18 protein-coding genes are annotated in these 22919 nt (G+C 32.4%); 1 reads left to right on the top strand and 17 read right to left on the bottom strand.

The genetic code is table 11. The features are described from left to right. Positions 1-321: 321 nt before the first annotated feature. The 17 genes from ACZ76X_RS19335 to ACZ76X_RS19255 all read right to left on the bottom strand — a co-directional run bounded on the left by ACZ76X_RS19335 (position 322) and on the right by ACZ76X_RS19255 (position 21012). Positions 322-1074 carry an iron ABC transporter ATP-binding protein gene (locus ACZ76X_RS19335; RefSeq protein ID WP_000590066.1) on the bottom strand — a complete coding sequence of 251 codons (753 nt, stop codon included), beginning with the start codon at positions 1072-1074 and terminating at the stop codon, positions 322-324. Next, positions 1071-2135 carry an iron chelate uptake ABC transporter family permease subunit gene (locus ACZ76X_RS19330; protein WP_479851405.1) on the bottom strand — a complete coding sequence of 355 codons (1065 nt, stop codon included), beginning with the start codon at positions 2133-2135 and terminating at the stop codon, positions 1071-1073. Before ACZ76X_RS19330 ends, ACZ76X_RS19335 begins: the two co-directional genes overlap by 4 nt. Beyond that, the gene (locus tag ACZ76X_RS19325) at positions 2132-3148 is read right to left on the bottom strand and encodes an ABC transporter permease (protein WP_479851404.1); all 1017 of its coding nucleotides are present in this window, start codon (positions 3146-3148) and stop codon (positions 2132-2134) included. The genes ACZ76X_RS19330 and ACZ76X_RS19325 overlap by 4 nt, the downstream gene beginning before the upstream one ends. 19 nt (positions 3149-3167) lie before the next feature. Beyond that, on the bottom strand, positions 3168-4181 hold the full coding sequence (locus ACZ76X_RS19320) for a siderophore ABC transporter substrate-binding protein (protein ID WP_479851403.1): 1014 nt from the start codon (positions 4179-4181) through the stop codon (positions 3168-3170). Positions 4182-4509: 328 nt separating this feature from the next. Further along, positions 4510-5187, bottom strand: coding sequence for a response regulator transcription factor (locus ACZ76X_RS19315; protein ID WP_166688257.1), 678 nt, complete (start codon positions 5185-5187; stop codon positions 4510-4512). Between the two features lie 792 nt (positions 5188-5979). Beyond that, positions 5980-7527, bottom strand: coding sequence for a helix-turn-helix domain-containing protein (locus tag ACZ76X_RS19310; RefSeq protein WP_479851402.1), 1548 nt, complete (start codon positions 7525-7527; stop codon positions 5980-5982). A 4-nt stretch (positions 7528-7531) separates the two neighbouring features. Beyond that, positions 7532-8671, bottom strand: a complete 1140-nt coding sequence (locus tag ACZ76X_RS19305; RefSeq protein ID WP_479851401.1) for an AAA family ATPase — start codon at positions 8669-8671, stop codon at positions 7532-7534. 2 nt (positions 8672-8673) lie between these two features. Beyond that, positions 8674-11358, bottom strand: coding sequence for a TnsA endonuclease N-terminal domain-containing protein (locus ACZ76X_RS19300; protein WP_479851400.1), 2685 nt, complete (start codon positions 11356-11358; stop codon positions 8674-8676). A gap of 21 nt (positions 11359-11379) precedes the next feature. Continuing rightward, on the bottom strand, positions 11380-12660 hold the full coding sequence (locus ACZ76X_RS19295) for a TniQ family protein (protein ID WP_479851399.1): 1281 nt from the start codon (positions 12658-12660) through the stop codon (positions 11380-11382). Positions 12661-13073: 413 nt separating this feature from the next. Further along, the gene (locus ACZ76X_RS19290; RefSeq protein ID WP_479851398.1) at positions 13074-13541 is read right to left on the bottom strand and encodes a hypothetical protein; all 468 of its coding nucleotides are present in this window, start codon (positions 13539-13541) and stop codon (positions 13074-13076) included. A gap of 154 nt (positions 13542-13695) precedes the next feature. After that, the gene (locus tag ACZ76X_RS19285) at positions 13696-14877 is read right to left on the bottom strand and encodes an ABC transporter permease (RefSeq protein WP_479851397.1); all 1182 of its coding nucleotides are present in this window, start codon (positions 14875-14877) and stop codon (positions 13696-13698) included. Between the two features lie 2 nt (positions 14878-14879). Continuing rightward, the gene (locus ACZ76X_RS19280) at positions 14880-15554 is read right to left on the bottom strand and encodes an ABC transporter ATP-binding protein (protein ID WP_479851396.1); all 675 of its coding nucleotides are present in this window, start codon (positions 15552-15554) and stop codon (positions 14880-14882) included. Then, positions 15551-16651: an efflux RND transporter periplasmic adaptor subunit gene (locus ACZ76X_RS19275; protein ID WP_479851395.1), complete on the bottom strand. Its 1101-nt coding sequence runs from the start codon at positions 16649-16651 to the stop codon at positions 15551-15553. Before ACZ76X_RS19275 ends, ACZ76X_RS19280 begins: the two co-directional genes overlap by 4 nt. A 228-nt stretch (positions 16652-16879) precedes the next feature. Then, on the bottom strand, positions 16880-18001 hold the full coding sequence (locus ACZ76X_RS19270; protein ID WP_479851394.1) for a sensor histidine kinase: 1122 nt from the start codon (positions 17999-18001) through the stop codon (positions 16880-16882). 287 nt (positions 18002-18288) lie between these two features. Then, on the bottom strand, positions 18289-19389 hold the full coding sequence (locus ACZ76X_RS19265; RefSeq protein ID WP_479851393.1) for a sensor histidine kinase: 1101 nt from the start codon (positions 19387-19389) through the stop codon (positions 18289-18291). Next, entirely contained in the window at positions 19382-20083 is a 702-nt protein-coding gene (locus tag ACZ76X_RS19260; protein ID WP_479851392.1) for a response regulator transcription factor, read from the bottom strand. The genes ACZ76X_RS19265 and ACZ76X_RS19260 overlap by 8 nt, the downstream gene beginning before the upstream one ends. Before the next feature lie 554 nt (positions 20084-20637). Then, on the bottom strand, positions 20638-21012 hold the full coding sequence (locus tag ACZ76X_RS19255; RefSeq protein ID WP_479851391.1) for a hypothetical protein: 375 nt from the start codon (positions 21010-21012) through the stop codon (positions 20638-20640). Positions 21013-22148: 1136 nt separating this feature from the next. On the opposite strand from ACZ76X_RS19255, the gene ACZ76X_RS19250 reads away from it, so the two are divergent. After that, complete coding sequence (locus tag ACZ76X_RS19250) at positions 22149-22910, top strand: ABC transporter ATP-binding protein (RefSeq protein WP_098307339.1); 762 nt, start codon at positions 22149-22151, stop codon at positions 22908-22910. Positions 22911-22919: the final 9 nt, after the last annotated feature.

Below are 22919 nucleotides of genomic sequence, written 5' to 3'. Positions count from 1 at the left end.
CGATTTTTCAAATATATCGACGATAACTCACAATATATCAACGATTTTTTCAATATATCGACGATTCGACAGAGAATATCGACTTACCGACAAAAACCGACACAACAAACACTCATAAACAGTATATCACCACATGTAAAATCGCACTGTAAGCATAATGTTACTTCTCCCCTTTTGATTACGACATTTTTAAAATGAAAGAATAACATTTACCGTATGTAAAAGAGCTTTTTTATACATGCAACCTCATAGGCAATCGCACAAAAAAGCTGCTGCCTATAAAATATAGACAGCAGCTTTTTTCGCATACTCATTTTGTAATTAATAAACCGCGATTGGCCCATAAGGACCTTTAATAATTTCTATTTTTGTTTCAAAAATATCTGTCAAAAGTGTTGAGTCCATAACCTCTTCTACTGTTCCAAAAGCAGCAATTTGTCCATCTTTCATAGCACAAATTTTATCAGAGTATTTCGCTGCAAAATTTATGTCATGCATAACAGTCAAAATGGTTCTTCCGAATTCATTAGCTGCACGTCTCAAATGCTCCATCATTTGAACAGAACGCGCAACATCAAGATTGTTCAGCGGCTCGTCCAACAGCACATATTCAGTCTCCTGGCACAACACCATGGCTACATATGCCCTTTGTCTTTGACCACCAGAAAGCTCATCTAAATATCTATTCTCTAAATTAGTTAAATCTAAGAAATCGATATATTTAGAAATGATAACCTCATCTTCTTTCGTTAATCTTCCCTTCGAATACGGAAAACGCCCAAATCCAACTAATTGTCTAACAGTAAGCCTCGTTACAAAATGATTTTCTTGTCGCAATATAGTTAAAACTTTTGCTAAGTCTTTTGATTTGGATTCAGAAACATCCATATTCGCTACTTGGATTTGACCTTCATCCATATCCAAAAGTCTTCCAATCATCAAAAGTGTCGTTGACTTTCCAGCGCCATTTGGTCCAATTAAAGAAGTAAAGCCCGCTTTTGGTATTTCAATATCCAAAGGTCCTATTTTCACCTTATCGGTATAGAACTTTTTAACATTATCAATTTTTATCATAAAGCCCTCTTCCTTAAAACAATAGTTAAGAATATAATTCCACCAAATAATTCAATAATAACTGATACTACACCTTGAGCATGGAATACATGATACATTAAAAAGTATGCACTCGTCATTATTAAAAATCCTATAGCAAAAGCCATTGGGAAAATATATCTATGATCATAAGTTGACGCCGCCTGATAACTCAAAGTTGCTACTAAAAAGCCGTAGAACGTAAGTGGTCCAATTAGAGCAGTTGAGATAGACATTAAAATAGCTACTAACACAAGCGTATAAATTACACTAGGTTGATATTTAACCCCAAAAGAAGTAGCAACATCCTTTCCTAGTGACAAAACATTCAATTTCTTAGAATGAGTAAAAATTAATAACGCTACAATTATGATCATTGGAATTACAACCGGAAAATATGCAGGGTCTGCATGATTAACAGAACCAAATAATCTCGCTTGTAAAATATCAAATTCTGAAGGCGCAAGTAGTTTTCTCATGAAAGTTGACACAGAATTTAGCCCAGTACCAATAATAATTCCAACTAAAAGCATAAGTTGTAAATTCCCGTATTTACCGGAAAGTAACCATCCATAAAGTATCAAACTCATGAAGACCATCACAACAACTTGAAATAAAAATGATCCAATTCCATTAAAGTTTATTAATGCACTAGCGCCAAAGAAGAATATTGTACTCGTTTGAATTGCTGAATAAAGTGATTCGAAACCTAAAAGTGAAGGAGTAATAATCTTATTATTCGTAATAGATTGGAAAGCAACTGTCGATAAGCTATGGCAAACTGCCGCAATAATCATTGCAACGATAGCTACTATCCTTCTCTTAACAACTGGGATAAAAGAAGGTGAATCTATCGGAACTGGATTGTTATAAACTAAAAGTCCATATGAAGAAAGGAGACCTAAAGCAATCAATGCTATGAGTAAAATCCAATAACGTCTTGCTTCCTTCTTAGAACGAAAAGCACTAGCTGATCTACTTTCATTATGAAGGCTAGAATCGATTTCGACATTTTCTTTATTTCTATAATCTAATGTGATCATCGCAGCCTCCTTGGTTTTCTTTGTCTTAATAGAATAGTAATAAACACGACCGCTCCCACTGTTGCAAGTATTAAAGAAACAGGTAATTCAAACGGCTTTATAATTGTTCGAGAAATGATGTCACAGGCAGTGATTGCCCCCATTCCGATTACACATACCCAAGGTAAATTACTTCTAAGATCATCACCTCTAAACATGGAAACAATATTTGGCACAATTAATCCCAAGAAAGGTAAGTGTCCAATAACAGCTGCAACAATTCCAACTGCCACAGAGATAAGAGCAGTCCCAAAAAGAACAATTCTATTGTAATTAACGCCAAGGCTTGTTGCGACATCTTCTCCTAGTCCAGCTAAAGTCAATCTATTCGCATACATAAAAATAAGCAAAGTAATGATAACAATCAGCCATAAATATTCATATCTTCCCACCTGAATGTTAGCAAATGAACCTACGAACCAAGTTTCAATGCTTTGCGTCATTTGAAAAAGAAGTCCCATAAAAGTAGACACTGCCGAAATAACTGCTCCAAGCATCAATCCAATAATCGGGACAATTAAAGACGAACGAAGCTTAACTCTTCTTAAAAATAGAAAGAAAATCATAGTTCCTATAAAAGAAAAAATGATTGCACCAGTCATTCTTTGAACTAAAGTCGGGGCAGGAAATAATAAATACACAAAAAGCAGGCCTAAGCCTGACCATTCAATCGTCCCCGTTGTAGTAGGTTCAACAAAGCGATTCTGTGTAATGAGTTGCATTACGAGTCCTGCCATCGCCATTGCAGCTCCAGTAAGCATTAATGCAACTGTTCTCGGAACACGAGTGATGAAAAACATCTCCATTCCGTCCTCTTGTCCACGTATATCATAAACTCCAGTAAACAGTGATATAATCCCTAAAATTATAACAACTATAACCGCTATTATAAAAGGTTTTGTCCATATTTTATTGTGATTATAAAACTGGGGTTGAGAAATATTATCAACCCTAGAAATCATATTTTTTGACACTGTTTCGTACCCCTTTACACTACTTAGCTAAAGTTTTTGCAAGATTTCCAAATAACTCTACATAGGTCTGAATTGATTCATTTGTGTAAGTATCTTCTGGTGCATAAACAACTTGTTTTTTAGAAACAGCAGTTGTGTTTTGAAGAGCTGGTGATTTAGAAATAACATCCTTAGCAGGTGTTGACTTAGCTGCATCAGATGTTGCAGCATCACGATCTAATACGAAAAGCCAATCAGGATTCGTTTGTGCGATAGCTTCAACAGAAACGTCATCACCTTTATGACCTGCAGTAGAATTCGAAACTTCTAATGCTGGAGTCCAACCGAAAATTTCATACATAGGTCCCCAAACGCGACCAGAGTGCGGCGCAGCAAAGCCAATATTTCCACCAGTAACGATAACACTCATAACTTTATCTTTTCCGTTATAAGCAGATTTTGCTTTTTCAATAGATTTATCGAAATCAGCTATTAATTGTTTAGCTTCTTTATCTTTATCAAAGATTTTTCCTAGAGTAGTTGTTGAATTTTTAAGTCCATCTACCAAATTTTTTCCAGGCGTAGTAGATTTCTCAGAAACATCAAAATTAAGATCAATAACAGCTGCATTTGGCACTAATTTTTTGATTTCTTCGTAATGATCAGCAAATCTTTGACCAACGATTACAAGGTCAGGGTTTGCCGCTGCAATAATTTCAAGATTTGGTTCGCGGTGATTCCCGATATTTTTAACTGAATCATCTTTTTTATATGCTGAATCCGCAGGCATGATATCCTTTGGAGCAGCCGCTAATTTAATTCCCCAATCAGCTAAAGTTTCAAACGTTCTATTATCTAAAGCAACTACATTTTTTGGATTTACAGGGACTTTAACAGTTCCATGAGCATCAGTGATTTCAACCGTTTTTGGCTTATCACTACTATCACCTTTATTAGCTTTCGAAGTTTCCTTACTTGAATCTGAGCAAGCTACTAACATTAAAGTAAAAATTGCTAGAATACTTACTAATTTTAAAAGCATAGTTTTTTTCATACGTATACTCCTTATTATGTAATTTAGTTCGAAAATGATAGCATCGATAGATTAAATTAAACAGTAACTTTTATGTACCCAAACTGCTATTGATAATCATTTTCATTTGAACATCCTGTAAATAAGTATAGTCATTAATTCTGTGAAAATCTTGTGAATGGTGTGAATTCATAAAATCAAGCAAAAAAAGTAATATGTGCGGTCAGGACTGTTGATTAACCTTCATTAAATACTGTCTCAACGAATACGAGACAGAGACCTTTCTTTACAAAATACGCACAGTAATAGCTAATATTTCACAGAAACTACTTTTATTATCTTATTTTTATCATTCAACCATTGAATAGCCTCTGCCATGTATCGTTTGAATATATCTGTCTTTCTTCTCGCACTTTAGCTTTTTTCTTACATACCCAATATATAAGTCTACTACATTCGGATTTACTACTACGTCATATCCCCAAACCTGGTTCAAAAGCATTTCACGGCTTAATATTGTATTTTTATTCTTAATTAAAAATACAAGTAAATCATACTCACGCTTCGTAAGCGAGAGATTTTTGCCACCTTTTTTCACAATATTGCTAGATGCATCAACAAAGAGATCTTTAAACTGAAAAAAGTTTGTCTCATTTTGCTGATTATAGTCACTTCTTCTTAAAATAGCTTGAACTCTTGCTACTAATTCTTCCTTCACAAATGGTTTTCTAATATAATCATCTGCTCCTGCTTGTAACCCTGCTACGCAATCCTCGCTAGAAATATTATTGGTCACAATAATGATTGGTGTCTTTTTAACAAGTCGTATTTGTCTACAAATTTCTGGTCCCGATATACTTAATGAATCCCAATCCAATATGATAATATCCCAATCTTGTTCATATGCTATATTTAAACCTTGGTTTTCATTGTGAAGTTTTAAAATGAAATGGCCCTCTTGCGTTAAACCGCTTACGATTTTCTTTGCTAAAGACCGTTCATTCTTAATTACTAACACCTGCCTCACCGATGGTTCACCTCTACTTTAATATAACTTAGTTACATAAAAAATTATCTCAAAAAAATAACTTTAAATTTATAGATATTAGATTCCTAAAAAAGCCATTATAACGGCTTATTCGGAGAACTCTATATAATCTTACAATAGATGCGAATAGAAACACAAAGGATATGAAGATTTAAATACATATTATGTAACCATTAAAGGTAGAGTGTACCTACCTACTTATCATCAATATCTATTCATTCAGTTTCTGTTTCAAGGGGACTGTCCTCAACTTCAGCATTTTATAAAACTACAAAACAAAAAGAACCATAACCTCGCCAACCTGGCAAAGTTATGGTTCATATCATACAAAATATGTGATTTGAACCATAAATCAGCCACAGTTTGAACCATATTATTGCCATAAACCATTCTTTTTTTAGGATAACCTTATAAAATATGAACCATATTATTGCCCAAAGTTTTGGATTAACCCATAACCTTGCCGCTATTTTCAGCTGTACCTACAATTAAATATTCTTAATTCAATTAATATCACATGAACGTTCCTAAAATTCTTGCGGCGGAACTGGCAAACACACTCAAATTGCAATCGATTGTCCTTTTGTGGCGTGCGGGTTCGATTCCCGTCAGGCTCATTACAAAGAGCACCTTTTTAGGTGCTCTTTGTAATTTTATAATGAATCTCACACTTCTCTTAATCGTTATAACTAAAGTTTTACTAATTTCCAGTAGAGTTACATTTTTCATAAAGAAAGATATTATTCTACAAAGACAACCAACGCTACATTACTAGCGATACCCTAACTTTTTTAATAAGTCTAGGTGAGCTTCTCGAAAAACTGGTTTAAGGACACACGCAGGTTCAGAAAGATATTTAGCAAGCTGGTGTCCACTAGGATAAATCCCTTGATTATGTAGATAGTAAGTATAATGTTCAATTTCTTTGATAATTCTTATTTTACGTTCTTCTTTCATCTTTAATTGATAGCTTTTATATCTCTTACTAATTTTATTACATACTTCTGAGAAATTAATTCTTCCTGCAGAACGAGAAATTTCTAATTTCTGTAAAATTAAATATAAACTCAAATCTTCATATAAATTAGCATTTACAATCTTCTCTAACGCTTCTTTTCTTTCATCGTTTCGTTTTTTGATAATGCTATCTTTATGTATCTTATGTTTCAATTTAATTTTCCGATATAAATTAGGGAAATGTTTTTTTATTGTAACTGGTGCATACCCATACTTTATACGTATGTCAGCTAGGCTTTTCGATTCAGTTGATTCTAATTCTTTTTCTAATACATCTTTTAAAATCGATTTCTTAAATTGCCTACTCTTTATATTCATTTTCTTTTTACTATCTTTTGCTTTAATTATTAACATAAGGTTATTCATTTCCTCTTTATATTGAGAAATTTCCTCTGTAAGAAGATTATACAACTTAACATTAGAATGATAAGAAAATTCGAAAAGAGAGTCGATAGATGGATATTTCCTTCCATTTAACCAACCAAATATAGAAGATGGACTTACCAAAAAAAACTCCGCTAATTCCTTTACATAAATACCTAATTCATCCTTAATTTCTTTGATAATAACTATACTTTTATATTTTAATGGCACCTCCAAAATCTTCGGAGCCATTTCTAATAATAGACCGTAATCATTGACTAATGCTTTCTCTTTGCTAGTTACGTGATATTGAGCTTCTTTAATTTTATAATTTTTAGTTTCTCCTAACCATTCTTGACAATACTGACAATACCCCATACGAATCTTCCCATGTAGATACATCAATTTCTTTGAACAATTCCAACATATTTCGGATAACCTATTCTTATGTACTGTACAATATTTACTTCCACGCAAATACCAAATTAACGGTTCATAAATGGGGCTTTCTTGCTTTTTCCATTCATCTAAACAAGCTGAGCACCACTTCCTATGATTATCTACTATTTTTCTCACATTTATAATTGATGTCCATGACAGCATAGTCAAATAAATAATATCGTTCCTTACCGTTAATTTCTCTAATGCTTGTACATAATCTAAACAGATATCACCAAAGCCATTTATTCCTTGCGTAACTGATGATATTCCTTGATTATATAACTTATTTCTTACTGATTCATGCTTCAATTCTTTAACAATAATCCTTTTAATTAATACGCTAACCTTAACATTATGGATATGAGCTAACCTTGAGATATAGCTAGTCAAACTTTCTACATAGGGAGTTCCTAATCCTATAGGCTCTATTGAATACAGTGTACTAACATCTACTTTATATTCATTGCGTATCACTGGATCTATACTTTGAATCCCCATTATTTCACTTCCCTATTACATCACGTTTAGCTTTTCTAACACCTACATTTTGCTTTGAGTTACTATGCAGATTTGAAGATACTTGATTCACTGAATCCACATTAAATTTATCTAGTCCCATTCTTACTCGCAATTCAATAACTTTATCTTTATCTTCATTAAATTTATCTTCGCCTACTTTAATTTCTTCCATCATTACTTCTATTTTACTAATCGGTAAAGCGTACTTTTTCAAAGACTGTAAACTTATTGTAACCTCGCCATTGTTTAAGGTACCAACTAAGCACCGACTAAGCCAATCTTTCAAAATCCCTACACATCCCAGTGTACGCTCATATATGAAATCATAATGATTTATTAAATCTGGTTCTTTCTCTAAAGGGAGTTGTTGTTGTAAATTCGCTAAAACATTGACAAAGTGTTTTAGTTCATCAATATTATTGGCATTATATCTTGCAAAGTGAATGTCTGTAACCCTTCTACTTAATTGTCCACTTAAATTAATAAAATCAGCTAAATCATAATGACCAACAAGAATATGTAATACACCAGATATGTTTGCTAAGGATTTAATAACATCTAATTGCAAGTGCAACGTTTTTCCACTTGCAATATTTGAAAAATGTTGAGCTTCATCAACTAAAAAAGCCAAAGGCTTTCTATAATAAAAAGCTTTTTCTAAAGAACGCCTTAATTCAGGAGATGTTCTTTTGTCATAAGGACTTATTTTTGTTCTATTTCCATCCTTTTTTAAAGTATCGTAATCTACCTTAAAATCAATTAATGGTTCATTTAAAGCTTCTAATGCCCTTTTATAATAAGCTTTCCAATTAAATCTTCCTAACTCTGGAGAGGGTAACTCTAAGCCTGTAATGGGTATCCTGTTATCTATGTCTTCTTTTTCGGCACACCACTGATAAATTTTACGTACTACCAATTCTTGTACAGTAGTCTTTCCCACCCCAGTTGGACCAACTACCATAATTAAATTACTTCCGGCCGGGTTTTTAATACGTTCAACTAAATCCTCTACAATATTCTCCATAATAGGATGTTCAACTTTTACATATTGTTCAAACCATGTACCTCTTTTTTCACTAGACTCTAATAAAAGTTCTTGGGGAAAATTTCTTTGCGAAGACATCATTACCCTCCTTCACCAAATCGCTTTAATGGCCTAAACTCAAAATTCAATACATTGATCTTTTCCTGGCTAGTAAATGCTTCCTCAACTTCTTGTTGATTTTCAATAATTAATCTATCACCTTTCTCCTTACTAACAATTGATTGCATTTCTCGATCTTTAATTGCCTGTTCAAATGCTCTTTCACTTTTTTCGCTCTTGTTAATAAAATCGGCTATCATTTTCGCAGAAATATTAAACGACTTATTATGATTCTTAAACCTTTTTTTGAGCTCAGCCGTAATATGTTTTAACTCTCTCTCTGTTCGATTTCTAAAAATTGAATAGTATTCCGATATACATCTAACCCATTTATTATTTACATATGCATAAGCGATACTGATATCATAAGGATCGTATCTAACAGCTACATTTGTATTTTCCACTTTTGGATTACTAAATTCACTACACCAGTAATATTTATAATCAATTTTTACACCACGCCCTACATGTACCTTTGCTATACCTTTAGAAGTTGAGGGCAGGGTTAAAACCTTAAATTCATCATCATAACGAATTAATTTAAATTCTCTAGAGCCACTAATCACAAAACTCTGCTCGAAACATTCTAAAGGAGTTTGTCCCAATGAAGGGTGAGAAAGCTTATGATATACATCTTCAAACCATTCATTTAAATATCCATATAATTCTTTAATCGTCCATACCGCATGAGTTTTGGGATTTACGCTTTTGGTAACTTGACGAACATCTTTCATAATCAATGTATTGCCTTTTAAATTATGAATAAACATTGTATTAGTCGTCCCAAACATCCTTTCAATTACAGAACCAAACCTAGACTTAGCGGGCGGTCTAGATTTTTTTGTGATTTCAAAGTATGCTAATAATGTTTCAAAATACACACTACTAAATTCTTTTCCATTATCTACAACAACTATTTGAGGCAATCTCGAATGTCTTCTAACACACTCCCTCATCACCATCATAGCTGAACGATAACTAGGTGAATCAAATGTTAAGAAAAAGGATAAAACTCTTCTTGAGTAAGCATCTGTCATAAGGGTAAGCCATGGTCTTCCCAAAGATTTTTTTGTTTTTGAATCGACGAGCTCAATATCTAATTCTGTATGATCAATATGACAAACGTGAAAAGCTCGTTCTCCATGTCTAGGTGTTTTTAATTCTAATTCCCAATAAAATTGATTGTAATTATATGCTGCTCTCTTCCCTTTTCTCTTTTCTATTCCCAAAGCTTTTGGACGTACTTTAATATAATTCGTAAATGTTTTATAACTTGGTGCAATAATTCCTTTTTCCTCACAAGCATTAATTAATGAACCATAAACAACTCTCATTGACTTTTGTTTATTGGTTTCGTAATCTCGTTTAATGTATTCTTTCATTAATTCGATGGATTCCGGTGGCAATTTATCACTTCTATTACCCCTATCTTTACTTTTAGGAATTAAGCCTAAATAACCGTTTCCATATAAAAGTTGCGCTTCTTTAAATTTTTTAGTCCAGTCTCTAATCGTTCTGGAAGGTACATCATTATTCTCATTTAATTCTCCGTTTAGCTTTTTCCTTACTAACTCATATCTTTTATTCGCAATTTCATAATCAGCTTGTTTGGCTTGTATAAGTATCTCCCTTCTTATTTTTTCTTTATCCCGACTCATTGTATTAATTCCTCTAATACTTCCTTTTACAAATAAATCCATAAATACATTTTCCGAAACTTTAACAACTTGTTCTTCTGAAGACAATAGGGTTATCTGTTCATTACCATTATTAATAATTAGATACTGATTACCATCCCACATTACATTAGTACCTATATCAGTGCTCACTATTTCAGGTTTACAATTTTCTTGTTGTTGCTCATTAATAGCACTATTTATAAAAGAATGATACTGTTCAACGCTTATAAATACAGGATGTCTATCGGGTTCACTAAGTAAATAAGTATTTAAATCAACATAAATTTCATTACATATTATTAAATTGTATACATAATCAGCTGAATATAAATTAGAAGATTGAATTAAGTCTTGAAGGGATATTCCTGGAGAAGTTTTAATTATATTGAAGATAACATTTTTAATATCACTTGATACATTTTGTTGACCAGCTCTTAAATAATCATCTAAAAACTGAAAATTACGGGACAATACCCAATTAATTTCACTATCTGATCTAACTCTAAATTTTAAAGCCTGCTTCACTGCCCATTGTTCCGCCGGTGGGGAACACCATTGCCCTTTTTCATTTTTTTTATATCTTACTGGCTCTTTTTCAAATAATTTTATAAGTTCTTTTTCAGTTTTCCATTCTTCAAAGTAAATAGCATCTTTTGTAATGACTAAAAAATCTGGAGTATAAATAGGTGCCACTTTTCTACCATTAGACTTTTGATATTGAAGTTTAATTTTAGTTGGTTGATCATAATACTCTAAAACATTTGGGTCATTCTCCATCATAAAAATAGCTGGTAACTCAACCTTAGAAGATTCATATTGAATTGTGTAGCCCATTTTTTTACTAGGATATGTTCCACATACATTATGATGCCCACCTCCTACACGACGTACAGGTTCAGAAACACGTATATGATTTATGAATTCTTGGGTTTGCTTAGATAAATGTAACTTTAAACATAGCTGTTCAAATTCAAAATCACTTAACATAAATAGACTCCTCTCATCTTCTCATTCTAATATCTTCTTTAACCATTCTTCACGTATTCGCCTTTCATGTAGAAGGCCCGGTTTATTTAAATACTTTTCAACTTCTCTTCGGCTAGGATAGACTTCATTTTCTTGAAGATAGTTAATTGCCCTATCGACACCTTTCATCAATTCAATATTTCTGTTATGTTTTTGTTGAATACAATACTCTTTATGCTGGTTTACAATCAGACGACATATCTCTGGAAACTTAGACATTAATACTTTCCTGTCATATCCAAGTATTTTAGAGACCTTTGATAGAGATATCGATGAGTTTTGCGAAAGGAATACCTCTAATTTCCTTTGTAGCTTCTCTTGATTAATCTTTTTTCTTATTAAGTTTTTCTCTCGTTTTGGTTCAACCTTTTCGTTAAACTTGATATTTAATTTACAATCACCATTTAAGAGCTGTATTAATGAAACATTGCTATTAAAACAGATATCCAAAACTTTTCCTAGTGAAGGTAATCTCCCACCATAAACCCAGTCCCATAGTGTTACTTTTGGAATATTAATCAACCTCGCAAATTCTGCTAAATTTCCATTCGTGTAACAATTAATTAACTGCAAAAGAGCATTAGAAATGGATTCCTTATCATCTCCTCGAGCTAAAAATGAACGATTTGCTACTAAATTACTTATTCCTTGTGCCTTAAATAGCTCTTTATCATTCTCTATTCTTTTTATTTCACTTGTTCCTAGCCATTTACTACAATAAGGACAATAGCCAATCAACATTTTTCTATGTAATATTGGCAATTGTTTATTACAAGATGGGCAGATATTTTTCAACTCACAATTATGCCGTAAACAAATCTTTACATCTTTAAAAAACCAAATCAATGGATAATAAGCATCTTCTTTCCAGTGATTTAAACATATTGGACACCAAGCTAAGTTATTTTTTAATAAGTCTCTTGATGCAATCAAATCTTTGATTTCCCTCAGTGTTGTCTCTTTTATATCATTTCTACCTGTCAACAATCCTAAAATACGAGTAAATTCTGATGCACTTTTATCAAAGCTATTTAAACTTTTTGCTCCATCATAAAATCTATTTCCTCCATTGATGCTGCTATTTAATATATACCTACTATCTAAAATAGGAGCTACTATTTTATTAATTAATATCCCTGTCATAATATTATGTTCTGTGGATAAACGAATAATATAGCTACTTAAACTTTCACACATCCCGGTTCCAATTTCTTTCGGTGAAACAGGATATAAAACGCTAGTATTTATCTTAAAAAACTCCATATCCCTTACTTACTCCTCGTTTTAGAAAATTGAATTTTCTTACCATTTTAACCGATTCTATTGGAAAATAAACTCCCTTTTAAGCGTTCGCAAAAACCTTTGTACATTTAGAAAAAGATGAAAAACCCAAGATAAATTTAGATATTCATCTTGGGTCTTAACAGTATCACATGATAGCTGTTACTTTTCTATGATTGAAACTGTATTGAATGTATTTACTTGTTCCCTCGAAAGATTGTCAGCATTATTTTTCACTAGAGAAAGAGCAACAACTGCTTTTCCAACCCATTCTTTATTTTGCATTTGTGGAGTTTAGAATATCGTTCCCATTTTCCCTAGTGCTTTTCCTATTTCTTGACTCTGTTTTGCAATTGCTTGTCAATATTCAGCTTCTTTCAACTTCGCTTGTTCTTCTACTTTTTTTCTGCATCATGTTGTTTCGTTATTTCTTCAGATTTTTGTTTTATTTCAGCTTCTCTTTGTTCTTTCTCTTTTTCAGTCTTTTCTATATCTTCTTGATGAATTTTTTGCATTTGTTTTGTTTTAGCTTCTCTTTGTTCTTTCTCTTTTTCAGCCTTTTCTATATCCTCTTGATGAATTTTTTGCATTTGTTTTGTTTTAGCTTCTCTTTGTTCTTTCTCTTTTTCAGTCTTTTCTATATCTTCTTGATGAACTTTTTGCATTTGTTTTATTTCTTCTTTAGTTGGTTCGCTTTTTTCTTGTGTCGTAATCGTAGTAATGATCAATACAATGAAACATACAGCGAATCCAATGATTGATTTCTTTCTCATTGATTTGTTCTTCCTAATTAATGAAACTAGAATCATAAGTAAAGCAATGACTCCTCCAACAATTGATAATACACCGAATGAAGAATTCATAATATTTAAAACCTTCCTTTTTTCCTATTTTGTAACTTAATACCCTAGTTGTAACATAGTATTTATCTATACAGTAAATACTATGTTATGAAACAAAATATACCAATAGGGGTATTAGCTATTTTCTAACACATCTTACATTTCACCTACACTATTATTCATATCGTAGGCAATCAACTGGATCCAATTTAGATGCTTTATTAGCCGGAATTATACCAGAGGCAATGCCAACCAATATAGATATTCCAACAGATAGTAGACCGAATTTTAAAGAAATAATAAGTGGCCATTCACCTATGAGGGCAGCTATCCAGGAAAAGAACGTACCAAATACAAAACCAATCGCTCCGCCAAAAGTTGTTAAAATACAAGCTTCAATGAGGAATTGCATTAATATTTCCCCTCTTGTTGCACCAAGCGCTTTTCGAACACCAATTTCACGCGTGCGCTCTGTAACGGATATAAGCATAATATTCATCACACCAGCAGCACCTACCATTAAAGAAATCCCCGCGATAACAGCGAACACCATTTGTAACTCTCGGGATGTTTCTTCTAGTCCTTGACTGAGTGTTGCCGCATTATCTATCGCTTTAAATGAATGTTCGAATTCTGGTGCTTTCAATTCATTTAATACGGATAAAGCTTGTTTCTCTACATTTTCTCTCTCACTAGGAGAAGATAACTTAATTGTCACTTGATCATATTCCTCAACCCCTGAAATCAACGGTACATTGTCAATCGATGTATATCCTGCAAGCACATTTGATAGGAATAGATTATCATATTTATACACCCCGGCAATCTTATATGGTTTTCCTTTTATATCTATATACAAATCATCTTTCCAAATATCAAACAATTTTGTAAATAAAGCTTCACTGAGAATGACAACAGGGATTGGTTTTTCCAGTTCAGTCTCTGTTAACTCACGCCCATGTACTATTTTTAGTTTACGGTCCTGCATAAAATTACCTGTTCCCGCACTCAAACCAAAAGCAACATCTTGTGACCCCGTATATGCTTTTACGTTCATGCTCACATCTGGATACACATCCTTTACACCTGGTATCACTTGTAATTGCTTTACCATATCTGGTGTAATTTTCGATTTCTCTAATGGGAGGTCCGGATTGATATACTCTATATTAATTTCATCCATATGGTTGTTCTTTTCAATTTCTTCTTGCATCTTTGCAGTTTGTCCATCACCCATTGCGAGAATCGTAATAATCGCACTAATTCCAATAATAAATCCCAACATCGTTAAAATGGATCGCATTTTATGTGCAAAGATAGAAGATATAGCCATACGTATATTTTCATTTATATTCAAATTTATTCTCTCCAATCTTGAACAATGTTTCCGTCACGAATAACAATTTGACGTGCTGCGGCTTCCCCAATTTCACGATCGTGGGTAATCACAATAATTGTTGAACCTTGTTTGTTTAATTCGTAAAATAGATTTACAATTTGTTCACTTGTTTTTGTATCTAGCGCACCTGTTGGTTCATCTGCCAAAATAAATTTCGGGTTATTTACAATTGCACGTGCGACTGCAACACGCTGCTTTTGACCACCTGACAATTCATTTGGCAAGTGAGTAGCACGATCAGCTAAACCCACTTTTGTTAAAGCTGCTAACGAACGCTCTTGTCTTTCTTTTCTATCGACTCCTGCATAAATAAGCGGTAATTCAACGTTTTGAAGTGCTGTGAGTCTCGGCAATAACATGAAGTTTTGGAATACGAATCCAATCTCTTTATTGCGAACATGTGCGAGTTCTGTTTCAGACATATTTGAAATGTTTTGACCAGCTAATTCATACGTACCCGTCGTGGGCTTATCTAAGCAACCGATAATATTCATTAATGTAGATTTACCAGACCCAGACGGTCCCATGATAGAAGTGAAATCTCCTTGATTTAGCGTTACATCAATTCCATGTAATATTTGAACTGGTTCTGCACCATTTTGAAAAGATTTGGTAATTCCTTGTAAGTTAATCATTGCTTAGCGACCTCCATACCATCTTTTAGATCTACAGAAGGATTAGAGATAATCTGTTCACCTTTTTTCACTCCAGAAACTTTCGCCTCACTACCCTTTTCAGATTCAACCGTAACAGCTTGTTCTTTTGCTTTTCCATCTTTTACAACAAAGACAACATTTTTGTCACCTTTTTTCAAGATGCTACTTTTCGGAATGATTGTACCAGTTGCTCCGCTAGATTTACGCATTACATATACATGGAATCCGTTTTGTAATTCTTCATTATTATCTAATGTAACAGTGAACGGATAGTTAGAAACTGTTTTATTTTCATCCATACTCTTTAGCGGTGTAGAACCGATTTCTGTTACTTTTCCTGTCCAAGTCTTGCCAGCAACAGTTTTTGAGGTAACAGTTACTTCTTCTCCAACTTGGACGCTAGCTAGTTCATATTCAGATAGTTGTCCTTTCACTTTAAACGGGCCAGCGTGACGAATTGTAATACCGCTCATACCGGATTTTTCATCTGAAACTTTCACAATATCGTCAATGACACCATCGGCTGGGCTTGTTACAGAAAGAGTATTTACTTTCTCTTTTGCCGCTTTAATCATTTCATCAGCTTTTTCTACTTCAAACTTCATCATTTCAAGTTGTGAATCTAATTTTTGAATTTCAATTTCTGATGCTTTTACTGCTTCCGCAGGCAGACCAGCATTTTTTTCTTTTTGTAGTTTTTGTTTTGCTGCATCAATTTGTTTTTGCTGTAATGTTACTTCTTTTTGTGCAATTCTCTTTTGCATTTCTGCTTCTGCTACGCCTTGTTTAACAGTTGGATCATTGTATTTAAACAGAAGCTGTCCTTTCTTTACTTCATCCCCTTTTTGGACAGCCAATTCATACGTACCTTTTGTTGGATCAAATGAAATGGTTTCCAATCCATTTGGAATTACTTCACCAGCAAATCTTTGCTGATTCTCAATTTTTTTCTCTAGTACTTCAGATAGTTTATAGGTCATAACTGGTTCAGATCCCCCAGCGAACGTCATATACGCTCCAACTCCTATACCAATTGTTACTACACCAACGATGACTACTTTAGTTACTTTTTTCATATTATCCTCACTTTTTCTTATATTTTATTTTTCGATAATTAGTTAATTTTTCGGAATTTATATATAAATTAAATTTTAAATATAAACATCTCCTTTTTAAAATCATCATTTTATAAAAAACCAGCGCATACGGTGCACAATAAAAAACACTTTTTATTTCTAATTTCTCCTTGCCCTAACCTATGTATAGGATAGAAGAAATTTATTAAATAAAAAGTGGGGTAAAAATTAAATATTTATTAAATCTTTTTTATTCTCTTCGTTGGGCAATCTCACTTCAAATGTTGTTCTGGTTTCATCACTTTGTGCAGAAATCTTCCCGTTATGTTGTTCGACAATATTTTTTGCAATAAATAATCCAAGACCCGTACTGTTTTTCTGTCCTGTTCTGGCTTTATCCCCTGTATAAAACATATCAAAAAGATAAGGTAAATTTTCTTCTGGAATGCTATCCCCATAATTAACAATCTGTACAACAACGTCTCCATCTTCAATATATCCATTCATATCAACAAATTGTCCATTATATCCATATCGAACCGCATTAGTTACAAGATTTTCAAATACCCGGGATAATAAATTCCCATCACCGTTGATAGTTAAATGAGGCTCAATTTGTAATCTATTTTCTAGTTGATTCTTCATCAACAATGGATATAATTCCTCATCTAGCTGTATGAGCAATTCACTTATATTAATTGATTTTTTATCTAATTTTTGTATGCTATAATTCATTTGTGTAATTTCAAATAACTCCTCAATTAACATCTCCAGTCGCTTTGATTCTGCAAATGCAATTGTAGAATAATGTTTAATCTGCTCTTTCGTTAAATTCTCCCCTTCGATAACTAAATGTAAATAACCAATCACAGATGTCAATGGCGTTCTTAAATCATGAGCTAGGTTAACAACAAGCTGATTTTTACTACTTTCAGCAAAGTCTCCCCTTTCAACCGCCTCTTTTAATTTTTCACTCGCGATATTAATTTCGCATGCAATATCGCCAAATTCATCATTTGATGAAATATGAACTTTATTTGTAAAATCTCCTTTAGAGAGATGATGAATTCCTTTAGAAATTTCATCAAAATGCTTTAAGTATGGTTTTGTTAAAAAGAAAAAAAACAAAACACATAATAAAATATAAGAAATTAAAAAATAAAATATCGTAAATTCTCCAAATGCCCATCCAGTTTTCCTAAATTGGTCTAAAAAATTTTCATGAAGTATCATTGTTTTAAAATAAAACACCCCTATATACATCATACATGTGACAACAGCTGCTAGTACTATGCTTAGCGCAAACAAAACAATTATTTTAAATCGAAAACTTTTTATTATGTTACCCACTGAAAATATAGCCTCCCCATACATTTTTATTAAAATTTCTCTTTATTTCTAAAAGGCGTTTCGACGAACCAGAAATCTACAGTTACTGTATCTAGACTCTCAATATACGCACTAAGTTTTTCGGGAAGTAAAACCCTTTTTAAAATAGTAGGGTTATATAGATTCCAGTAAATACTGAAAAAAAATAAAAAAACCTACTTTTCATTTCTAATTCTTCTTCGCCTTAACATACGTCTAGGATAAAAGAAATTAATTAAATAAAAAGTAGGATAAAAATTAAATATTTATTAAATTTTCTCATTCTCTTCCTTTGGCAATCTCACTTCAAATGTTGTTCTGGTTTCATCACTTTGTGCAGAAATCTTTCCATTATGTTGTTCGACAATATTTTTTGCAATAAATAATCCAAGACCCGTACTGTTTTTCTGCTCTGTTCTTGCCTTATCACCTGTATAAAACATATCAAAAAGATAGGGTAAATCTTCTTCTGGAATGCAATCCCCATAATTAACAATCTGTACAACAACGTCTCCATCTTCAATATACCCATTCATATCAACAAATTGTCCATTATATCCATATCGAACTGCATTTGTTACAAGATTTTCAAATACCCGGGCTAACAAATTCCCATCACCGTTGATAGTTAAATGAGGCTCAATTTGTAATCTAGCTTCTAGTTGATTCTTCTCCAATAATGGATATAGTTCCTCATCTAGCTGTATGAGCAATTCACTTATATTAATGGATTTTTTATCTAATTTTTGTACGCCATAATTCAATCGTGTGATTTCAAACAACTCGTCAATTAAACTTTCAAGTCGCTGTGATTTTGCAAATGCAATTGTAGAATAATGTTTAATCTGCTCCTTCGTTAAGTTCGCCTCTTTGAGAATTAAATCTAAGTAACCTAGCACAGATGTTAATGGTGTTCTTAAATCATGAGCTAAGTTAACAACAAGCTGATCTTTACTACTTTCAGCAAAGTCTCCTCTTTCAACCGCCTCTTTTAATTTTTCACTAGCAATATTAATTTCGCATGCAATATCGCCAAATTCATCATTCGATGAAATATGAACTTTATTTGTAAAATCTCCTTTAGAGAGATGATGAATTCCTTTAGAAATTTCATCAAAATACTTTAAATATGGTTTTGTTAAAAAGAAAAATAATAAAGTAGATAATAAGCATAAGAAAATGAAGGAAATCAAATAAAAATATTCTCTATACAAATATAATATTCTTCCATAATCTTCATGACTAATCATCATTCTTAAACAGAAACCCAATATTCGATAAATCATATATGTAGCGCCAGCTGCTAATATCATACTTAGCGCAAACATTTTAATCATTTTAAATCGAAAACTTTTCACTATTTTAGCCATTGAATGTGTAACCTACTCCCCATATCGTTTTTATTAACTTATCCTTTCTTTTATCTTCTCCAAGTTTTTTTCGTAATGTACGAATATGCACCGTAACTGTACTTCCGCCATCATAATAACCATCTTCCCATACGTGTTGAAATATATTTTCAACACTAAATACTTTCTTAGGGTGCCTCGCTAATAAATATAAAATATCAAATTCTTTTGGGGTTAATTCAATTTTCTCGCCATATACATGTACCGTTCGGTTCTCAACGTCAATAATAATGCCGCCTATCTCTAAAACGGATTGATTCTTCTCTTCTACTTTCGGTTGATTTAACGTAAGAAATCGGCGAAGTTGAGCTTTCACACGTGCAACTAATTCAATTGGTGTAAAAGGTTTCGTTATATAATCATCTGCACCTATTACAAGACCTGTCACTTTATCAAAATCAGATGTTTTCGCACTTAAGAAAATAATTGGCATATGATGTTTGGCACGAATTTGACGCGTCACTTCATAACCATCCATTTTTGGCATCATGATATCTAACACGACTAAATCAATTACCTGTGATTGAATAACTTGAATTGCCTCTTCTCCATCAGTTGCTTTCACAACCTGGTATCCTTCTTTTTTCAAATGTATTTCAATTAATTCAGCAATCTCCATGTCATCATCCGCTATTAAAATTGTAATTGGCTTCATTTTATTCCTCCTATCTCTTTAATTTCTTATATCCGAATTTAAAACTTAAATTCTCTATTTATGTACTCTTTAAAAGTACTAATGTATAATTCATTCCTTTTGGAGTTATTTCTAATCCCTATTGTTCCCTTAAGGAGACAAATTCTTTTAGTATTTTTCGAATGGCAATGTACGTTGCACCAGGCTATACAATTTCACATTCTACATTGAAACCTTATCATTTTCAAAAGGGAAACAAAAATTGTCTCTAATAATAAATCTTTTCAAATACCTTACTAACCTTAATATTTTTGCTTCCATTGAAATGTTAATCCATTATAAATAGAACGTATTTCAGCTAATCAGGTTTGAGATAATGTATCTTTAAACAAATAACAAGCAACACCAGCCGGTATTCCATCATACACATATTAAACATCTATGAAAATTATATCCCTTACAATGTTAAATTCATTTTTCTAGATATTGTATATCCATGATAACTTTTTAGCCATACCTCCAAAACTTCTATATCAAATTAGAGTTTCTTCTATAATTTCCAGATCATCTTAATCTTATCTTTTATAAGTACATACTTTCTCTACTCCTGGAAAATAAGCTGTTAATTTGTCTTTATCTTGTACCATTTTTTGTTTTTGAGTAAAGTCGTTTCCATAATCAATGTTTATCCACTTATTATCCAACCAATTATATGTCCCTAAATTTTTATATTCATCTGATATTTTTTGAGTATACATCTTTATTAACAATATAGTTTTCTTTTTTTTTGTTTCTGGATTAACTTCTATTTTCTTGCTAAACTGGTAAGAAATTGGGCAATCATTAACATTATCCACTAATCTCCAATTCCCATTTAATTCTTTATTACTACATCCAATTAGTAAAACACTGAAAATAATTGGAAAAATTAACATTTTGATTTTCTTCATTTTATATTTCCCTTTCATCACCACTTTTTTATTTCTATCCCCCACCTTACTCCAACACACGTGTATAGGATAGAGAAAATTAATTAAATAAAAAGTAGGGTAAATATAAAATTTTTATTAAATTTTTAAATTCTCTTCTTTTTGCAATCTTATTTTAAATCTTGTTCTTAGTTCATTACTTTTAGCGGAACAGGTTCGCTTATGCTATTCAAGAATGCCCTTTACAAAATTTCATTCATGTTATCTTCTCGATTATGTAAAATAAATGTACTTAAAACTATCTTTCTTTAAATGATTAGAAGGTTATAATAAGTTCTTTGAAAAATACCAACACCTTGTAAAGATATACCTTTTTAAATGGTTAAGTGTCATCCGGAAAATGTTGGAACATCAAGTTTATATATAAGAAGCTTATGCAAAGCGAAAAAAAGAGAAATACTTTTCATAAGGTAATATTCATAAAATAAATTACAACCTAATTAAAACATAAGAGCTGAATATTCCTTAAAGTAGGAAATTCGGCTCATTTATGTCGACATTTGCTTAGCGGATATCTCCGTAAAAATGTAGGCGGTACTCCATGACCATCAAGCTAAGATTTTCAGAAACTTGTGGAATGAATATGTTTAGTTATTCGGTAGTATCGCTGTAAAATATGTATTAATAATATATTATGTCTAGAAAAGGAGATTTTTTTTTGAAATATATATTAAGAAAAAAAGTCAAGGGTATTTTTGAATAGCGTAAGTGGATAAGGTTTGCTAAAAGCAATGAGGTAAGAGCAAGATTTAAAATGGAATTGCAAAAAGTAGGGTAAATATAAAATTTAATAAAAATTTTATATTTACCCTACTTTTTATTTAATTAATTTTCTCTATCCTACACATATGCGTTAGATAGAGAGGGAATGTCCAAAAACACCCTACTAAATAATTTGTTCCGGTGCAAAAACCTTGAATTTTTTGGAGTACGATTTTAAAAAAGGTTTACAGTGAGTATGAACAAGGAAAATTAATTTAAGATAGAAAGAGTTCCTTTCTTACAACAATATAAGGGAAATGTAGGGTTTACCAATAGCAGTTCTCCTCTAAAAGGCGCAGAATAGGTAATGGAAAAACAAGTGTAGGAGGATATATATGACGAAACCAGTTGTAGACGTGAAAAACGTTCAAAAAGTGTACGGTAAAAAAGGTGAAAACCAATCACACGCGTTAAAAGGTGTTTCATTCTCAATTCAAGAGGGGGAGTTTGTCGGGATTATGGGACCATCTGGTTCTGGTAAAACGACATTATTAAATGTAATTTCAACGCTTGATAAAGCAACGGACGGCGTTGTTGAAATTGCGGGGACAGACATTACGAAAATGAAGCAAGGTGAGCTTTCTGATTTCCGCTCGCAAAAGTTAGGATTCATCTTCCAAGATTTTAATTTATTAGAGAACTTATCTATTTATGAAAATATTGCACTTCCACTTTCCCTTCAAGGTGTTCCATCACGTAATATCGGCCCGAAAGTAGAAAAGGTAGCGGATATGTTAGGGATTTCGGAAATTCTTCAAAAGTATCCATCGGAAGTATCTGGTGGCCAAAAACAGCGTTCAGCCGCCGCGCGCGCGCTCGTGCATGAGCCGGCAATTATTTTAGGGGATGAGCCAACAGGAGCTCTTGATTCTAAAAACGCAACTAGTTTACTTGATGCAATGACAAATTTAAATAAGGAACAAGACGTATCTATTATGATGGTTACACATGATCCATATAGTGCAAGTTATTGTCAGCGTATTTTATTCATTCAAGATGGTGAGCTATATAAAGAAATTCATCGTGGTGGTACACGTGAAGAGTTTTATAAAGAAATTTTAGATGTGCTTGCAGACTTAGGCACACAAAAAGCGTAAGAAAGGAGG

This window comes from Bacillus sp. BC05(2025), from assembly GCF_056725905.1.
The sequence above is the reverse complement of the archived record's forward strand: the minus strand, read 5'-3'. Positions and strand labels throughout refer to the sequence as shown.

Bases quoted from the DNA above. Each gene is read 5' to 3' on its own strand.
- ACZ76X_RS19335 (WP_000590066.1), bottom strand. From the start codon at position 1,074: ATGATAAAAATTGATAATGTTAAAAAGTTCTATACCGATAAGGTGAAA.
- ACZ76X_RS19330 (WP_479851405.1), bottom strand. From the start codon at position 2,135: ATGATCACATTAGATTATAGAAATAAAGAAAATGTCGAAATCGATTCT.
- ACZ76X_RS19320 (WP_479851403.1), bottom strand. From the start codon at position 4,181: ATGAAAAAAACTATGCTTTTAAAATTAGTAAGTATTCTAGCAATTTTT.
- ACZ76X_RS19310 (WP_479851402.1), bottom strand. From the start codon at position 7,527: ATGGGGATTCAAAGTATAGATCCAGTGATACGCAATGAATATAAAGTA.
- ACZ76X_RS19305 (WP_479851401.1), bottom strand. From the start codon at position 8,671: ATGTCTTCGCAAAGAAATTTTCCCCAAGAACTTTTATTAGAGTCTAGT.
- ACZ76X_RS19300 (WP_479851400.1), bottom strand. From the start codon at position 11,358: ATGTTAAGTGATTTTGAATTTGAACAGCTATGTTTAAAGTTACATTTA.
- ACZ76X_RS19295 (WP_479851399.1), bottom strand. From the start codon at position 12,660: ATGGAGTTTTTTAAGATAAATACTAGCGTTTTATATCCTGTTTCACCG.
- ACZ76X_RS19290 (WP_479851398.1), bottom strand. From the start codon at position 13,541: ATGAATTCTTCATTCGGTGTATTATCAATTGTTGGAGGAGTCATTGCT.
- ACZ76X_RS19280 (WP_479851396.1), bottom strand. From the start codon at position 15,554: ATGATTAACTTACAAGGAATTACCAAATCTTTTCAAAATGGTGCAGAA.
- ACZ76X_RS19275 (WP_479851395.1), bottom strand. From the start codon at position 16,651: ATGAAAAAAGTAACTAAAGTAGTCATCGTTGGTGTAGTAACAATTGGT.
- ACZ76X_RS19265 (WP_479851393.1), bottom strand. From the start codon at position 19,389: ATGGCTAAAATAGTGAAAAGTTTTCGATTTAAAATGATTAAAATGTTT.
- ACZ76X_RS19260 (WP_479851392.1), bottom strand. From the start codon at position 20,083: ATGAAGCCAATTACAATTTTAATAGCGGATGATGACATGGAGATTGCT.
- ACZ76X_RS19255 (WP_479851391.1), bottom strand. From the start codon at position 21,012: ATGAAGAAAATCAAAATGTTAATTTTTCCAATTATTTTCAGTGTTTTA.
- ACZ76X_RS19250 (WP_098307339.1), top strand. From the start codon at position 22,149: ATGACGAAACCAGTTGTAGACGTGAAAAACGTTCAAAAAGTGTACGGT.